Origin of the sequence: Microbispora sp. NPDC049125 (assembly GCF_040802045.1) — a bacterium.
Taxonomy (GTDB): domain Bacteria; phylum Actinomycetota; class Actinomycetes; order Streptosporangiales; family Streptosporangiaceae; genus Microbispora.
On sequence record NZ_JBEZDW010000053.1, the window covers coordinates 31,882 to 46,892 of the forward strand.

General features: G+C 66.6%; 7 protein-coding genes, 2 pseudogenes and 1 CRISPR repeat array. Of the genes and pseudogenes, 7 read left to right on the forward strand and 2 right to left on the reverse strand.

What is annotated here, in order from left to right:
- The first annotated feature begins 180 nt into the window (after positions 1–180).
- Together AB0B72_RS37065 and AB0B72_RS37070 are read left to right on the forward strand one after the other, a co-directional pair.
- Positions 181–2,220 carry a hypothetical protein gene (locus AB0B72_RS37065; RefSeq protein ID WP_367744226.1) on the forward strand — a complete coding sequence of 680 codons (2,040 nt, stop codon included), beginning with the start codon at positions 181–183 and terminating at the stop codon, positions 2,218–2,220.
- A 338-nt stretch (positions 2,221–2,558) separates the two neighbouring features.
- A complete protein-coding gene (locus AB0B72_RS37070) occupies positions 2,559–3,443 on the forward strand; it encodes a hypothetical protein (protein ID WP_367744227.1) in 885 nt (294 codons plus the stop codon).
- Positions 3,444–3,555: 112 nt separating this feature from the next.
- A CRISPR array of direct repeats spans positions 3,556–5,368; the repeat unit is 30 nt; unit sequence GTTGCGACCCCTCGTAGGGGCGATGAGGAC.
- Between the two features lie 190 nt (positions 5,369–5,558).
- Here the strand turns inward: AB0B72_RS37070 and AB0B72_RS37075 are convergent.
- Positions 5,559–6,923 carry a tyrosine-type recombinase/integrase gene (locus tag AB0B72_RS37075; RefSeq protein ID WP_367744230.1) on the reverse strand — a complete coding sequence of 455 codons (1,365 nt, stop codon included), beginning with the start codon at positions 6,921–6,923 and terminating at the stop codon, positions 5,559–5,561.
- 680 nt (positions 6,924–7,603) lie between these two features.
- Here AB0B72_RS37075 and AB0B72_RS37080 point away from each other — a divergent pair.
- Positions 7,604–8,349 (forward strand): annotated as a pseudogene (locus tag AB0B72_RS37080) (transposase family protein).
- A 136-nt stretch (positions 8,350–8,485) separates the two neighbouring features.
- On the opposite strand, the gene AB0B72_RS37085 reads toward AB0B72_RS37080, so the two are convergent.
- On the reverse strand, positions 8,486–8,731 hold the full coding sequence (locus AB0B72_RS37085) for a transposase (protein WP_367744231.1): 246 nt from the start codon (positions 8,729–8,731) through the stop codon (positions 8,486–8,488).
- 123 nt (positions 8,732–8,854) lie between these two features.
- Here AB0B72_RS37085 and AB0B72_RS37090 point away from each other — a divergent pair.
- From AB0B72_RS37090 to AB0B72_RS37105, 4 genes and pseudogenes are all read left to right on the forward strand, one after another.
- Positions 8,855–8,971 (forward strand): annotated as a pseudogene (locus AB0B72_RS37090) (transposase); the annotation flags it as partial.
- Between the two features lie 885 nt (positions 8,972–9,856).
- Positions 9,857–12,022: a cellulase family glycosylhydrolase gene (locus AB0B72_RS37095; protein ID WP_367744232.1), complete on the forward strand. Its 2,166-nt coding sequence runs from the start codon at positions 9,857–9,859 to the stop codon at positions 12,020–12,022.
- Positions 12,023–12,104: 82 nt separating this feature from the next.
- The gene (locus AB0B72_RS37100) at positions 12,105–14,207 is read left to right on the forward strand and encodes a cellulose binding domain-containing protein (protein ID WP_367744233.1); all 2,103 of its coding nucleotides are present in this window, start codon (positions 12,105–12,107) and stop codon (positions 14,205–14,207) included.
- A gap of 145 nt (positions 14,208–14,352) precedes the next feature.
- Positions 14,353–15,011, forward strand: a 659-nt coding sequence (locus AB0B72_RS37105; protein ID WP_367744234.1) for an alpha-L-fucosidase, incomplete at its 3' end; no start/stop codon positions are given.

Sequence of the window (15,011 nt, forward strand, 5' to 3'; positions counted from 1 at the left end):
GTGGGGGTTGTTCCCGACCTGGATGGCGACCCCGCCGCGGTGGGCAAGGCTCGTCGCCCATTGCGCAAGATGTTCGAGGGCCTTGCATCGGCTGAGATCCCCATCTCACAGCTCGTACTGCTCGGAACCACGTCTACCGGAGGCCCGGGAGACAGGTCTTTCGCGGAGTGGGCCGGCGACATGCGAACCGAGCTCATCTCGGAGGCGGGGCTATGCGGTAAGCGGTTCGACGGTGAAGCGGTCGCAGTCGTCCAGGTCGAGAGCCCGGGGCTTGAGGACACCTCGCGGGCTCTGGCCGGATGGCTCGCCGGCCGTCGCCCGGAGGAGATCCTGATCAGTTGCGGCTCAGGGGCGTTCGCACTGAGCGCCGGGGCTCTTTGCGCCGCCCTGACCACTCGGTGTCCCGCGAGGATCGTCGACATCGAAGCGCCGCAAGAGCCGTACGTCCTTGATCGGCAGCGGGACCCGGACGCGCATCTGGAGTCGTGGCTGCTCCGCCACCGGTTCTGGGACGTCCTCGCCGAGATCGACGCCGATAACCGGACCCTGTGGCGGCTGTTCGCAGCCCGGCAGGCGGGAGACACCCACTTCGCCGCCGCTTTGCGGGAACGCTCCAAGCCGGTCGACGGGTTGACTTCCGGCCAGATCGACAGGTTCGCCGATCTGTGGCCGACGGCGCAGGCCGCCCTGTTCGAGCGCATCGGGCGAGGGGAGGCCGCCGACTACGGCCTGTTGCGTGCCTGGTTCGCCGAATCGATCCGCAGGCATTTCCGGCGCGAGGAGCAGACGCTCGCTCCTCCTGCCCGAACCCGGCTGCGGGAACTGATCGACGCGCTCGGCGACCGGGCCGACGGAAAGGGCGGCCTGGCCGGAAGGCTGCGAGCGACCGCCCGGGCGCTGTGGGCCGAGACCGGGAGCACCTGCGCGGCCATGATCAAGGACGATGCGCTGGTCGAGTTCTACACCGCTGCGTCCACCCATCGGGCGCACCTGATGCCGGAACGGCTGGAGCCTGGGCCTCTGCCGCCGACCCTGCTGGCGGCCGCCGAGCGCTGGGAGAAGGACGATCAGGGAGTCAAGCTCGTCGCCGGCACCGGCAGAGTCGGCTGGCCCGTGCTGGGCAGCGGCGACGTCTTGGGGCTGCTGGCGGTCGGCCTCGGCCGCGAGGGCAGGGACGCCGAGGACCGCCAGGCCGTAGGGGCCGTTCTCGCGGAGATGTGGCGCCGACGTGAACGGCTGTCGCGTCGTGGCGCTCTACGGCTGCGGTTGCTGGCCAGCCCCGAGACAAGGGAGCGCGCCCATCGGCTGGCGCGCTCGGTCACGAACGTGGCGGCTGCCGTGGACGTACGGGTGATCGAGGGGGTATCAGGAGGCCTGGGACGAATCCGCGACCTGGTCACCTCCGCGCTGGAGTCGGAGGCGGCGCCCACCGGACGTACGATTCCTTCCGACGCTGAGGCGTTCGGCAGCCTGCGCGATGTCGACGAGGTTGTGCTCGTACTCAACCCCGGACCGCCGATGACCAACTACGGCATGATCGCGGCTGCCGTGGACTGGTCGCTGACCGCTGCCTGCCCCCTCTGGGTAACTGAACTCGTTCGCTCGCCGGAGGCTCCGGCGGGAGAGCTCCGCGGCGGCCAGCGGATCCTGGCGCGGCTGGGAGCGGATCGCGTGCTGGCCCGGCTCGGTGTGAGCGCGGTCGAGCGGCTCGACCTGCGGACGGCCCGGCGGCTGACCGGGCGAGGCTCTGATGTGCTGCGCGACGCGAGCCCCTCCTTGGAAAGACTGGAAGAGGACCTGTTCGGTGCCGCCCCTGACTCGTGGACCTGGAGTGAGCGCCTGGCCGTCGCCAGGAGACGCCTGGCACTGATCGCCCATGTGAGCCGCGATGAGCACCGGGTGCCGACGGCGTATCTCGCGGTTGAGGCACTGCGTCCGGCGCTCTTCGAATGGGGACAGTGGAGGGCCATGCGGGCCGAGATGCCTGTGCTGAACGATCTTGGAATACGCGCGAACACCTCGGTGCAGGGGCACGCACTGGACCGGCGTGCAGGGGATCGCCAAGGCCGTAGCGGTCGTCGTGCGGTGGCTGACGTACGCGGCCTGCTGGGTCAGGCGATACGCGAGCTGGGAGGCCCGGCGGAGAATGACGACATGCTGATCGAGCAGTACAAATCGGTTACTGAAGCGCTCCACGTGATATATCGGGAAAGCGCTTGACGGTAGTCATTGCGTTTGGCAGCCTGATCACGTTCAACAGCTGACGCTGGCGAGCTTCGAGCGGGCTCATACCGCTCCCTCTGAGGGCCTCGGGCTTCGAGGCCATTGTCACGAGACCGCGTTTCCGGCGCGTTCTCCTGCCATCCCTCGGAGGGGAATCCATGAATCTCGCCGCTCTCACGTCCGTAAACCAGACGGTAGCTTTTCCGGCGTACTTCTCGCTCATCTCGCCCGCCCTCCGGGACGCGGCGCGGTGGCCCCTGCGGCGTGCAAGGCACGAGGGCAGGCCTTGCCATGGCGTCCAGGAAACGCGCTCCTGTGACGACTGCGAGCAGGTGATGGACGACCACATCCTCGCTGGATATGAGAAGCTCCGCGAGGCATTGGCCGGTGAGCTGCCACGGACCCGAACAGGCGACCCGGTGCACGAAATGCAGACGATCGTCGAGTGGGTGACGTCGCCGGCGGCGGGCGTCGAGAACCTCAAGCACATGACCCGGATGGTCCAAACGCGCCCTCGAGAAGGGGAGCCCGCCGGGCTCCGGGCCACTCGCGCCCAGCTCGTCCATCACATGCTGCGGAGCATCGAGGCGCGAGTGCGACGCGATGACGCGGTCGCCCGTGGGGCCTCCGCACAGCCGGTGCGCGACCTCAGGCAGTCCGCCTGGGCGGCGCCACTCCGTGAGCAGAAAGCACGGTTCGAGCTACTTGTCGACTCCGTCGTACGACTCCGCAACGGAAGCCGCGATCTCTACGGCACTCCCGCCGAGCAGCTCGACGGGCTCGGGCTCGACCCCGTCACCGCGCGACGCCAGTTGCGCGCGGCACTCGACCAGCTGCGGTCACTCAGGCCCGAGTTCTACATGGCCAACGTGGCCCTCTACCTCGCCGAAGGCGACCCAATGCCATGGGTGGCCGTCCATGATCTGAGCCCTGAGGATGTGCTCATCCACCAAGAGGAGCAGGAGGCCGCGCGGCGAGAGCTCTCCAGACTGATGGCCGACAAGAGCTTTGCTCAGCGCCTAGTGGTGGAGCGAATCTGCGCTGCTGCTGCACTTGGGGCCGACACAGGGCTGGTTGGATGGGCCGCTGATGAGCTCGGCACCGATCAGGAAGAGGCGGAGGCTCTGGTGCGGTGGCTCATCAGGAACGTCTGCCGAGCCGACCTGGATTGGGTCGTTGAGCACTGCAACCTGGAGAGCCCGCAACGCGTCAGACGCTGACCATCAAACAAGCGCGAAAGGCCCAGGCCAATGTCATCGGCCTGGGCCTTCGCGTATGCGTGACCTCCGAGGTGAGGACTTGGGCGACTCCGGTCAGAGGAAGTTCGGCGGCATTCGCCCCCCTCCTAGGGGCGGTGATACCTGGGTACGCTGCCGAGGTGACCCGATGAACGCCGCGTTGCGACCTCTCGTAGGGGCGATGAAGACAGGTCAAGTACCTCGACCGGGCACGGCTGCACCTGTTGCGACCCCTCGTAGGGGCGATGAGGACGGGGATGTAATGGGAGTGTCCACCCTGGGCACTGCGTTGCGACCCCTCGTAGGGGCGATGAGGACCCGGCGACAGCTCAGCATTCAGCTCATCCGGCTGCGGTTGCGACCCCTCGTAGGGCGATGAGGACACCGATTGAAATGATGCTGCAGACTGACGTCTTCTTGTTGCGACCCCTCGTAGGGGCGAAGAGGACTTGACCACAGGACGGACTTGCCCATGCTAGGGCGGGCGCGTTGCGACCCCTCGTAGGGGCGATGAGGACGAAGGACCCATCCGTGAAGGTCCGGATCATCTCCTGGTTGCGACCCCTCGTAGGGGCGATGAGGACCTGACCTACCTGTACGACGACATCGGCATCAGCGACGTGTTGCGACCCCTCGTAGGGGCGATGAGGACGGTGTGGCCGAGCGGATGCTCGCGATCGGCTACCCGATGTTGCTACCCCTCGTAGGGGCGATGAGGACGCGGAGCACGTCACCGGGGTAGATGCCGGTCGCGTGTTGCGACCCCTCGTAGGGGCGATGAGGACTGGTCTCCATGGACGTGCTGTGGTCCTAAGCGTGTTCTAGTTGCGACCCCTCGTAGGGGCGATGAGGACATCTACCTGGTGCTGTCCGGGCAGGACGGCTCCCTGTTGCGACCCCTCGTAGGGGCGATGAGGACCGCCCTATTCCGGATGCAGACTTCAAACGACAGCGTTGCGACCCCTCGTAGGGGCGATGAGGACGCACCCACGACAGGCCGGCCAGGGCGACCGTGGTGGGTTGCGACCCCTCGTAGGGGCGATGAGGACGACGGCTACTACCTCGTCATGGGGCACACGTTCTTGTTGCGACCCCTCGTAGGGGCGATGAGGACCGCGGCCTTGAGCGACATGGACCGCATGTGCGCGGTTGCGACCCCTCGTAGGGGCGATGAGGACAGCGTCGTCAGGTCGAGATGAGTTTCGTATGGGCCGGTTGCGACCCCTCGTAGGGGCGATGAGGACACACGCTCGCCTAGCGGCTCACGCATCCCCATGCATGTTGCGACCCCTCGTAGGGGCGATGAGGACTACTGCATCTGCGTGGCCCGGATCGACCAGTGGTTGCGACCCCCTCGTAGGGGCGATGAGGACCCGCACCCGGCGCACCAGCGCCCGGGTGAAGGGCTAGTTGCGACCCCTCGTAGGGGCGATGAGGACGCGTCAGCAAGCGCCTCGGCTACACCGTCATCCCCAAGTTGCGACCCCTCGTAGGGGCGATGAGGACACGACACCGATGAGTAAGGTCACCGACGTCGAGGTGTTGCGACCCCTCGTAGGGGCGATGAGGACTGGTCATGCGGCCCGAAGAGGCGGCCGAGCTGGTCTCGGTTGCGACCCCTCGTAGGGGCGATGAGGACGCTGTGCCCGCGCGGTGGCCTCGAGCGCGGCCAACTGTTGCGACCCCTCGTAGGGGCGATGAGGACTCTCCGGGTCCAGGCCGGGGGTCGGCTTGATTGAGCGTTGCGACCCCTCGTAGGGGCGATGAGGACCGCCGCCCTCGGGCACTGCCGGCACCGGAGCCGCACTGATGTTGCGACCCCTCGTAGGGGCGATGAGGACTGGCATCCTTGCCAAGGCGTACGACCGGTGGATCACGTTGCGACCCCTCGTAGGGGCGATGAGGACGGACCCCCAGTATAAAGGCGCAGATCAAGTGCCTCTTCATACGAGGGATTAAGCGCTCTTTTGCAGTGAACCTTCGGTTGTGCAGAAAACCCCGGAGGTTTGCTGCAGGCTCCATGATCAAGCTTCGCTCCATCACTAACGATGGTCCCTTAGGGGAGGTGTCGCCCACCTCTGATCGACGGATGTAGTGTCATCTTCGCGATCGCGACTGCGTGCGGGCAAGGGCGTCGAGGGCGGTGTCGTCGGCGTCGGGGAGAGTGTGCAGGTACTTCTCCGTGGTGGAGATGCTGCCATGGCCGAGGCGTTCCTTGACCACCTGCAGATCCGCGCCGCCGGCCAGCAGCCAGGAGGCGTGGGCGTGGCGGAGGTCATGCATCTTGACCTTGAACTCCAGGCCTGAAGCGGTCAGCGCCGGGCGCCACACCTGATCGCGGAACCAGCGGCGGGGGATGTGCCCGTCGGTGTCCCAGCGGCGGGGTCGGCGCGGGTCGTCCTTGCCCACGGCTCGGCGCTCGGCACGATAAGTGGCGTAGGCGTTCTTGCAGTGCTGGCAGCGGCACTTGCCCGCGGAGTAGGCGCTGAGCGTGCCGTGCCGGTACCGTCGCCCGGCGGCGTTCGGCTCGGTCAGGCCCAGGAGCTCGACTGGCTCCAGCTTCGGCTGTGGCGTGGGCTCCTCAGGGCGATAGACGAACAGCAGGTCGTCCCGCTCCAACCTGGTGTCTTCGATGTGCTGCTTAAGCTTCGCCGCGATCTGCGGGCTGAGCTTGAAGCGGCGGAACTCCCGGTCTTTGGGATACTCCTTGATCAGGAACCGCTTGCTCTCGGGATGGTGTTTCGGGTTGATCTCGACGATCGTCCGGCTCACGGTGACGATCCGGCTGAGTAGATCGAAATCCTTGACCCGGAGCTCGGTCAACTCGCCCCAGCGCATCCCGCTCTCGATGGCGGTCTCGGCCAGGAGCCGGGCCTCCTCGGTGGGGAGCGCGAAGTAGAGCTTGTCGAACTCCTCCGGCGAGACGATGCGCAGCGGCTTCTTCGGCACCGTCGGCGTCTTCACGCCTTTGCACGGGTGCAGTGCGGTGACCTGGTCATTCAGCGCTGTGGTGAAGATGCCGCTGAGGATCGACTTGTTGAGCCGGATGGTGGCGGGGGAGAGGCCGCGGTCCTGCTGCTCCTTCACCCAGGCGCGTACGTCGCTGGGGAGGATTTCGATCATGCGCATCGGCCCGAACCAATCCATGATGTGCGCGTAGATCGAGTACGTGTACCCCTCGCGGGTCGTCGCCTCCATGACGTGATGCGGCAGCCACTCCTTCTCCACGTAGCGTTGGAAGGTCTGGCGACTCCGGGCGGTGCTTCCAACACGGCCTTCGGCGACCTTGGCCTCCGCTGCTTGCCAGGCCTTGTCGGCGGCCTTCTTGCTGGTGAAGGTGCCAGCCGAGTGCCGCTCTCCGCGGATATCCCGGTACATGGCTGTGTACCGCTTCCTGCCGTCTGCTCCGACCCTGACGTAGGAGTGGCCCATGCGTCCCCCGGATGATCGTCCGTTGCTCATTCGTTGCTGTATCTCACGTCAGCGATCGAATTCAGCCGACAGGATCCGACAGCCCGATCAGGCCGTCTACCTGCACTTTAATAGATGCGAGGCGATCAGTTCGGCATTCGGTTGAACGAGAAAACGCGACTGGGGGTCAAGGGGTCGCAGGTTCAAATCCTGTCGTCCCGACACTGTTTCGGCAGGTCGGAGCCACAGTATCCAAGATCGGATGCTGTGGCTTTTCTCTTGTGTCACCCAGGTGTCATCAAAGTCCACCCTCCCGCAGGGTGCCGCCCGGTGACAGATGTCTGTCCAGCGTGTCACCGCATTCGCCGGTCCCTTGAGTGTTCGGGCGGGCCATGTTCAAACGGGCAACGAATCTACGTCGTAAAGGCGCGTGGCATTCGAGCGCCAGACTCCGGTGGACTGCGAACTTCGACAAATCGTGGACAGTGACGCTGTCGTCCACTGGCCGGTAAGTTCACACCGAAGAGGTCACTGGTTCGATCCCAGTATCGCCCACCACATTAACGCAGGTCAGGAGCTAGATCCCGAGATCGGGGGTCCGGCTTTTTGATCGTCTGACCCCGATCTGACCCTCGGATGAGCCGTCAGACCCCGTGCTGGACCGGCATCGAGCCGCTTGGATCGGCAGCCGCTTGAGCTCGGCGCGGGCGCGGAGGCGCGTGTAAGGCCGCCTGTCGACCCGTTTGGCCGACCTCATCCGTGCCAACCGCGCGCAACGCAGGAGCCGATGGCGGCGCCTGACACCAGGACGGCAGGCATTACTCGTGCTGGCCCACCTGCGCAACGGTGACACCTACACCCGCCTGGCCGCCGGGTTCGCCGTCGGCACCACCACCGCCTGGCGATACGTACGTATGCGAGTCGGTCGACCTGCTCGCCGCCCTCGCCGATGACCTGCACGCCGCGATCGTCTGGGCCGCCCGGCTGGCTTACGTGATCCTGGACGGCATGCTCATCCCGATCGACCGCGTCGCCGATGACACGCCGTACTACTCCGGGAAGCACAAACGCCACGGGGTGAACGTTCAGGTCCTCGCGGATCCCGCCGGCCGCCTCATCTGGGCCTCACCGGCCCTGCCCGGAGCCATCCACGATCTGACCGCCGCGCGGACGGTTGGCTTGATCGAGGCATTGATCGGCAGCAACGTGAAGACCTTCGCCGACAAGGGCTACCAAGGCGCCGGCGGCGCCATCCGGACCCCGTTTAAGCGGTACCGCCACCGCCCGCGGTTGTCACGCGGGCAGAAGGACGTCAACCACGCGCATGCCCATCCGAGCCATCGGTGAACGTGCCGTCGCGACCCTGAAGACCTGGAAAATCCTCGGCACCCTGCACTGCTGCCCCCACCGCGCCACCCCGATCGTGCAGGCCATCCTCGTTCTGCAAGCCATCGAGGATGACCGCTACTCAGGATGAAAATGGCTCCTGGAATGACGGGTTCACCGCCACCACCGACTGGTCCGCTGTCCCTAGGACCATCGCCTTTGTCATCGACGCCGATCTGAAACGCCCGTAAGCCGAGAAACTTTCCAGGTGAACTTTCCTGAATCTTTCAAAACGGATCCGGGCGTACGGCGACGGCCACGCGTCCCAGCACATCCCAGGCCGGTCCGGCCGCTGATGGATCCTTGAAGGCGACCGCGGCCCGAGTAGGTGACGGGTCGGGTTCATCGGTGGCGTGGTGGGCGGTGACAGCACCTTTGACCTGGACCACATAGTGCAAGCCACGTTCGGCAAGGGCCGCGCGTAGGCGGGCGTTGTCGCCGTAGGCGGCATTGGCCACCACCAGCGGCGGCACGAGCCCTCATGCGGCCAGCTCATCGAGCATCTCCACGGCGAGCTGCCACTCGAGCATCTCCACGGCGAGCTGCCACCTGGGGTGGAGGCCCTGGTCGCGGGGGGACGGGATCGCCTCACCCGGGTGGCCCGGCAGTACTCCTGCATCCTGGGCAAGGTCGGCAACTGCCAGATCGGCATCAGCGTCCACGCCGTCACTGACGCCGCCTCCTGCCCCCTGCACTGGCGCCTGTTCCTGCCACCCTCCTGGGGACCCCGAGCAGGCTCCTGATGAAGTCGCCGCCGAACAGATCACCGTCGCGCCGCACCCGCTGCGCCATCCGGGCCGGGGGGCGGTACCTCGGACACTGAAAGTTTCACTGTGCTGACCTAGAAACTCTCTGATGTTTTCTCCCCGCACACATGAACACGCATCGGGGGGAAGGGTGATCACGCCGCTGACCAGGTGGGGGGGAGTGTGGCCCTTCTCGAGGCGTCACTCCTGATGGATGTGCTCTGTTCGTTGACCTGTCGGCTAAGTGGTGGACGGTGACTGCCATAAATGGTGGTGCTATGTTTCGCGACATATCCAGTTCTTGTTGCGTAGCTGGGATCGCTCTGGTTTCGGCATCTCGACGTATCCGAATCGGTTCGGCGGTCGGGGAGCCGTGTTCCGCCGTTCATCAACAGGAGAGTGCGTGCCGTGGACGAGACTCGCATGGCTTGGTCACCTCAAGCGTGGGTCCTGCGGGCCCATTCCGAGGCCTCGTGAAGCCGTCCGGTGAACGCGCTCGGCCACGCTGACGGGGCGGGACGGACTTCCAGGGATTTTCGCAACCGCAACCGCGTCGGTTGCGGGGAGCACGCCATCTTTCGCGAACCTCTCACGCTGAGCGCGCCATCGCCTACACCGAACCGGATGGCGGCTCGGGGCGCGAGCCCCTCACGACGCTGCAGGTGCCCTTTTCCCAGTGATTCCCGTGGCGGATGGACGCCATCCCGTGTCATGGCTCGCGGCGAACCGGTCGTCCCTCCTACCGATGGCGTCCTGATCGGCGCGTCCTGATGCGACCGCGGGGAGAGGCTCCACACCACGCGGTTCCGCCTAAGGCATGACGAGACCCATGAAAGGAAAAGGAGATTACACGTGAATCTGCAGCTTTTACGCAGAGCGCGGCTGTGGGTGAGCATGGTGGCCGGCGCCATGGCTGTGCTGCTGCCGGCGGGGGTGATGACCGCCCTACACGCCCAGGCGGCCGCGGGCTGCCGCGTGGGGTACACGGTCACCTCCCAGTGGCCGGGCGGTTTCACCGCCGACGTGGGCATCACCAACCTCGGTGACCCGATCAACGGCTGGAGGCTCGCCTGGACGTTCCCGTCGGGGCAGCAGGTCACCCAGCCGTGGAACAGCACGGTCACTTCGTCGGGCGCACAGGTCACCGCCGTCAACGCAAGTTGGAACGCGGCCATCGCGACCAACGCGACGGTCTCCTTCGGCTTCAACGGGTCGTGGTCGGGCGCCAACACCCCGCCGAGCGCCTTCACGCTCAACGGCGTCACGTGCACCGGGAACGGCGGCTCGCCGTCGCCGTCGGTGAGCCCGTCGCGATCGCCCAGCCCTTCGCCGTCGGCGAGCCCGTCGCGATCCCCGTCGCCGTCCCCCTCACCGTCGGCGTCGCCCAGCCCGTCGCCGTCCCCCTCGCCGTCGGTGTCTCCGCAGCCGGGCGACGCGATGGCCAGGGTGGCCGCCATGCAGCCCGGCTGGAACCTGGGCAACACCTTCGACGCGATCCCCGACGAGACGTCATGGGGCAATCCGCCGACGACCCAGGCCATGCTGCACTACGTGCGGTCCCAGGGATACAACAGCATCCGAATCCCGATCACTTGGAGCAACCACCACGGCCCGGCGCCTGACTACATCCTCGACGCCGCCTGGCTGGGCCGCGTACGGCAGGTGGTCGACTGGTCGCTGGCCGAGGGCTTCTACGTGATGATCAACCTGCATCACGACTCCTGGCAGTGGATCAACGGGTACCCGGGCGACCGTACGACCGTGATGAACCGGTACAACGCTCTGTGGCGGCAGCTCGCCGGTACGTTCCGTGACTATTCCCAGAAGCTGGTGTTCGAGAGCATCAACGAGCCGCAGTTCACCGGCACCTCGGGAGACAGCGAGAGCGATCAGGTGCTGAACGAGCTCAACGCCGCGTTCGTCCGCGTGGTGCGCGCGTCCGGCGGCGGCAACGCCACCCGGCTGCTCGTGCTTCCCACCCTGTACACCAGCTCCGAGCAGGCCCGGCTGGACGCGTTGACGGGCACCTTCAACGAGCTGCACGACCCCAACCTGGCCGCGACGGTGCACTTCTACGGGTGGTGGCCGTTCAGCGCCAACATCGCCGGCGGCACCCGCTACGACAGCAACGTCGAGAGTGACCTGGTCGGCGGCTTCGACCGGGTGTACAACACGTTCGTGTCCCGCGGGATCCCCGTGATCATCGGAGAGTGGGCGCTGCTCGCCTACGACTACACCCGGCCCGGCATCATCGAACGCGGCGAGTTCCTGAAGTACATCGAGGCCGTGGGCTACAACGCCCGCATACGCAAGCTCACCACCATGCTGTGGGACGCGGGCTCCTTCCTGGAACGCAACGAGCTGCGGTGGCGGGACCAGGGCATCTACGAGATGATGAAGGCCAGCTGGACCGTACGATCGGGCACGGCCTCCTCCGATCAGGTGTATCTCCCGCGCGGCGGCACGATCACCGCCAAGACGCTCACGCTCAACCTCAACGGCACCTCGTTCCAGGGCCTGCGGCAGGGCGGCGCCAACCTCGTCAGCGGCACGGACTACACCGTGTCCGGCAACACGCTGACCCTCACCGCGTCCGCCCTCACCCGGCTGGCCGGCAGCCGGGCCTACGGCGTGAACGCCACCATCGAGGCCCGCTTCTCCCAGGGCGCGCCCTGGCAGATCAGCATCATCACCTCCGACCCGCCGACCCAGGCCGCCGCCACCGGCACGACCTCCTCGTTCTCCATCCCCACCCAGTTCCGCGGTGACCAGCTCGCCACGATGGAGGCCAAGTACGCCGACGGCAGCCCCGCCGGACCGGCCAACTGGACGACGTTCAAGGAGTTCTGGGCGACCTTCCAGCCCGACTACACCGCGAACACCATCATCTTGAAACCCGAGTTCTTCGCCGAGGTCAACGACGGCCGCGTCACCCTCACCTTCCACTTCTGGAGCGGGGCGAAGATCACCTACTACATCACCAAGTCCGGTACCAGCGTGACCGGCAGCACCACCTGACCACACACCGGCACGGGGTCGCGGCCACATCGGCCGCGGCCCCGGGTCCCCAGCGCGGGCTAACCCCAGAAAGCGAGAACCAGTGGACCTGTCGTTTCTCCGCGGTGGCGGCCGGCGGCGCCGGCTCGCCATGGGCGCGGTGGTGGCACTCGCCGGTGCCGTCCTCACCACGCCGGCCACCGGGGCCCAGGCGGCGACCGCGACCGTTGAGGTCACCGTCAACGCCCGTGAGGGACTGGGCACCGTGCCCGACACCGCGTACGGCCTCAACCAGGCGGTATGGGACGGAAACATGAACACCCCGGCGTCGGTTGACCTTCTCGGCAAAGCCGGCGTGCGGATGATGCGGTATCCCGGCGGCTCATACGGAGACGGCTTCCACTGGAAGACCAGCACCGTCTCCGGCGGCGGGTACGTCGCGCCGGGGACGGACTTCGACTCGTTCATGGGCACGGTCAAGGCCATCGACGCGCAGGCGATCCTCATCGCGAACTACGGCTCCGGCACGGCCCAGGAGGCCGCCGACTGGGTGAAGTACGCCAACGTCACCAAGGGGTACGGCGTCAAGTACTGGGAGATCGGCAACGAGATCTTCGGCAACGGTCACTACGGCGCCGACTGGGAGCTCGACTACCACGAGAGCAAGAGCCCGGCCACTTACGCGAACAACGTGGTGGAGTACGCCCGGGCGATGAAGGCGGTCGATCCCACGATCAAGATCGGGGCCGTGGTCACCGATCCGGGCAACTGGCCCGACGGCGTCGTCGGGGACGGGGACACCGCGGCCTGGAACCAGACGGTGCTGTCGATCGCGGGACCGTACATCGACTTCGTGATCATGCACTACTACCCGAACCACACCACCGCCGCTGACGTCCTCCAGCAGGTGCGGCTGCTTCCCGGCGAGCTGGAGCAGGTGCGACAGCAAATCAATCAGTACGCCGGTCGGAATGGCCCGGACATCGGCATCGCGCTGACCGAGACCTCGTCCAACTACCAGTCGGACACACAGGTCGGCGGCCTGTTCACGGCGGACGTCTACTTCGCCGCGCTGGAGAACGGCGTCTTCACGGTGGACTACTGGGACACCCGCAACGGCATGGGCGAGGTCACCACCGCGCCCGACGGGTCGACGTCGTACGGCGACGGGGGTCTGATATCGAGCGGCAACTGTAACAGCGACAACGTCTGCGAACCGCCGCTGAACACGCCGTTCGCTCCCTACTACGCGCTGCAGATGCTCAGCAAGGTGGCGATGCCCGGCGACACGCTGGTCAAGGCGGCCTCCGACAACCGGCTCGTCACCGTGCACGCGGCCCGCAACGCCGACGGCGGCCTCAGCGTCGAACTGGTCAACCAGGACCCCGGCAACGCCTACACCGTGCACCTCGGCTACGACGGCTGGACCCCGAGCGGCACCACGCCGACCGTCCACACCCTCGGCTCCGGGTACACCGCGATCGCCACCTCCAGGCAGGGCACCGCGAGCACGCAGGTCATTCCGCCGTACTCGATCGTGACGCTCAAGCTCACGCCGTCGGCCACCAACCCGGTCAGCACCACCCTGACCGCGCCCGGCGGCCCGGCGGCGAGCGACGTCACCGCCGACACCGCGACCATCTCCTGGCGGCCGTCCACCGGCGGCGCCGTCACCCGCTACGCCGTCTACCAGCAGTTCGGCACCAACAGCGTGCTGCTCGGCGAGTCGACCTCGACCTCGTTCACCGCGCGGAACCTGGTCCCCGGCACCTCCTACACGCTGAACGTGCTCGCGACCGACCAGAAGGGCTATCTATCGATGCCCTCGCAGCCGGTCACCTTCATCACGGGGACGCCGCGGGACAGCACCTGCGCCGTCACCTACAACCTCGCCACGGGCTGGGGCAGCGGTTTCGTGGCGAACATCAGCGTCACCAACACCGGTCCCACGCCCATCACGGGATGGACGCTGGCGTTCACCTTCCCAGCCGCGACCGAAACCGTCTCTGACAGCACCTGGAACGGCAACTTCTCGACGGACGGCCGCCACGTGGTCGTCACCCCGACGAGCTCGAACACCTACCTCGCTCCGAACGGTGGCAACACCGTCAGTCTCGGGTTTGTCGGCAACCAGACCGGTGCCAACCCGCCGCCCGCCTCGTTCACCCTGAACGGGACCGTCTGCGCCACGACCTACTCCTACTGAACCGCCCGGGGTGCGGGCCGCCGGCGGTACCGGCCGGCCCGCACCGCCTGATCACACGAGAAGCGCGTCTTCTCCGTCTGTCCACCCCTCCATCCGCGATTCCACTGTCGAATCGATACGACAACCCTCATGATCAGGAGGCAGCATGCCCACCACGAAGTGGTTCCGGCTACGCCGGCGAACCGCTCTGACCGGTTCGGCCCTGCTCGTTGGAGCTCTTCTGACGGCTCCGGGCCTGACCGCTCCGGCCGATGCCGCGCCTGCCACGTATCAGCCGACCTGGGCGTCGGTGGATCAGCATCCGGCCGCGCCGGAATGGTTCCAGGACGCGAAGTTCGGCGTGTACTGGCACTGGGGGGCCTTCGCCACGCCTGAGTACGGCACCGAGTGGTATCCGCGGACCATGTACATCAACGGCTCACCCGAGAACACCCACCACAAGAGCGTCTACGGTGACCCCTCGGCGTGGCCGTACAACAACTTCATCGACGGCGCGCGGGACAAGGCGGGCAACTTCGTCCAGTTCGCGCCGAAACTCAAGTCCGCCGGCGGTGCCTTCGACCCCAACGAGTGGGCGCAGCTGGTGGCCGACTCCGGGGCCAAGTTCGCCGGGCCGGTCGCCGAGCACCACGACGGCTTTTCCATGTGGGACAGCCAGGTCAACGAATGGAACTCCGTCGACCGCGGCCCCAAGCTCGACCTGGTCAAACTGTTCGCCGACGCGATCCGGTCCAAGAACCTGAAGTTCCTGGTCACCCTGCACCACCTGTACAACTTCACCGGCTACTACGACCACGTGCCCAC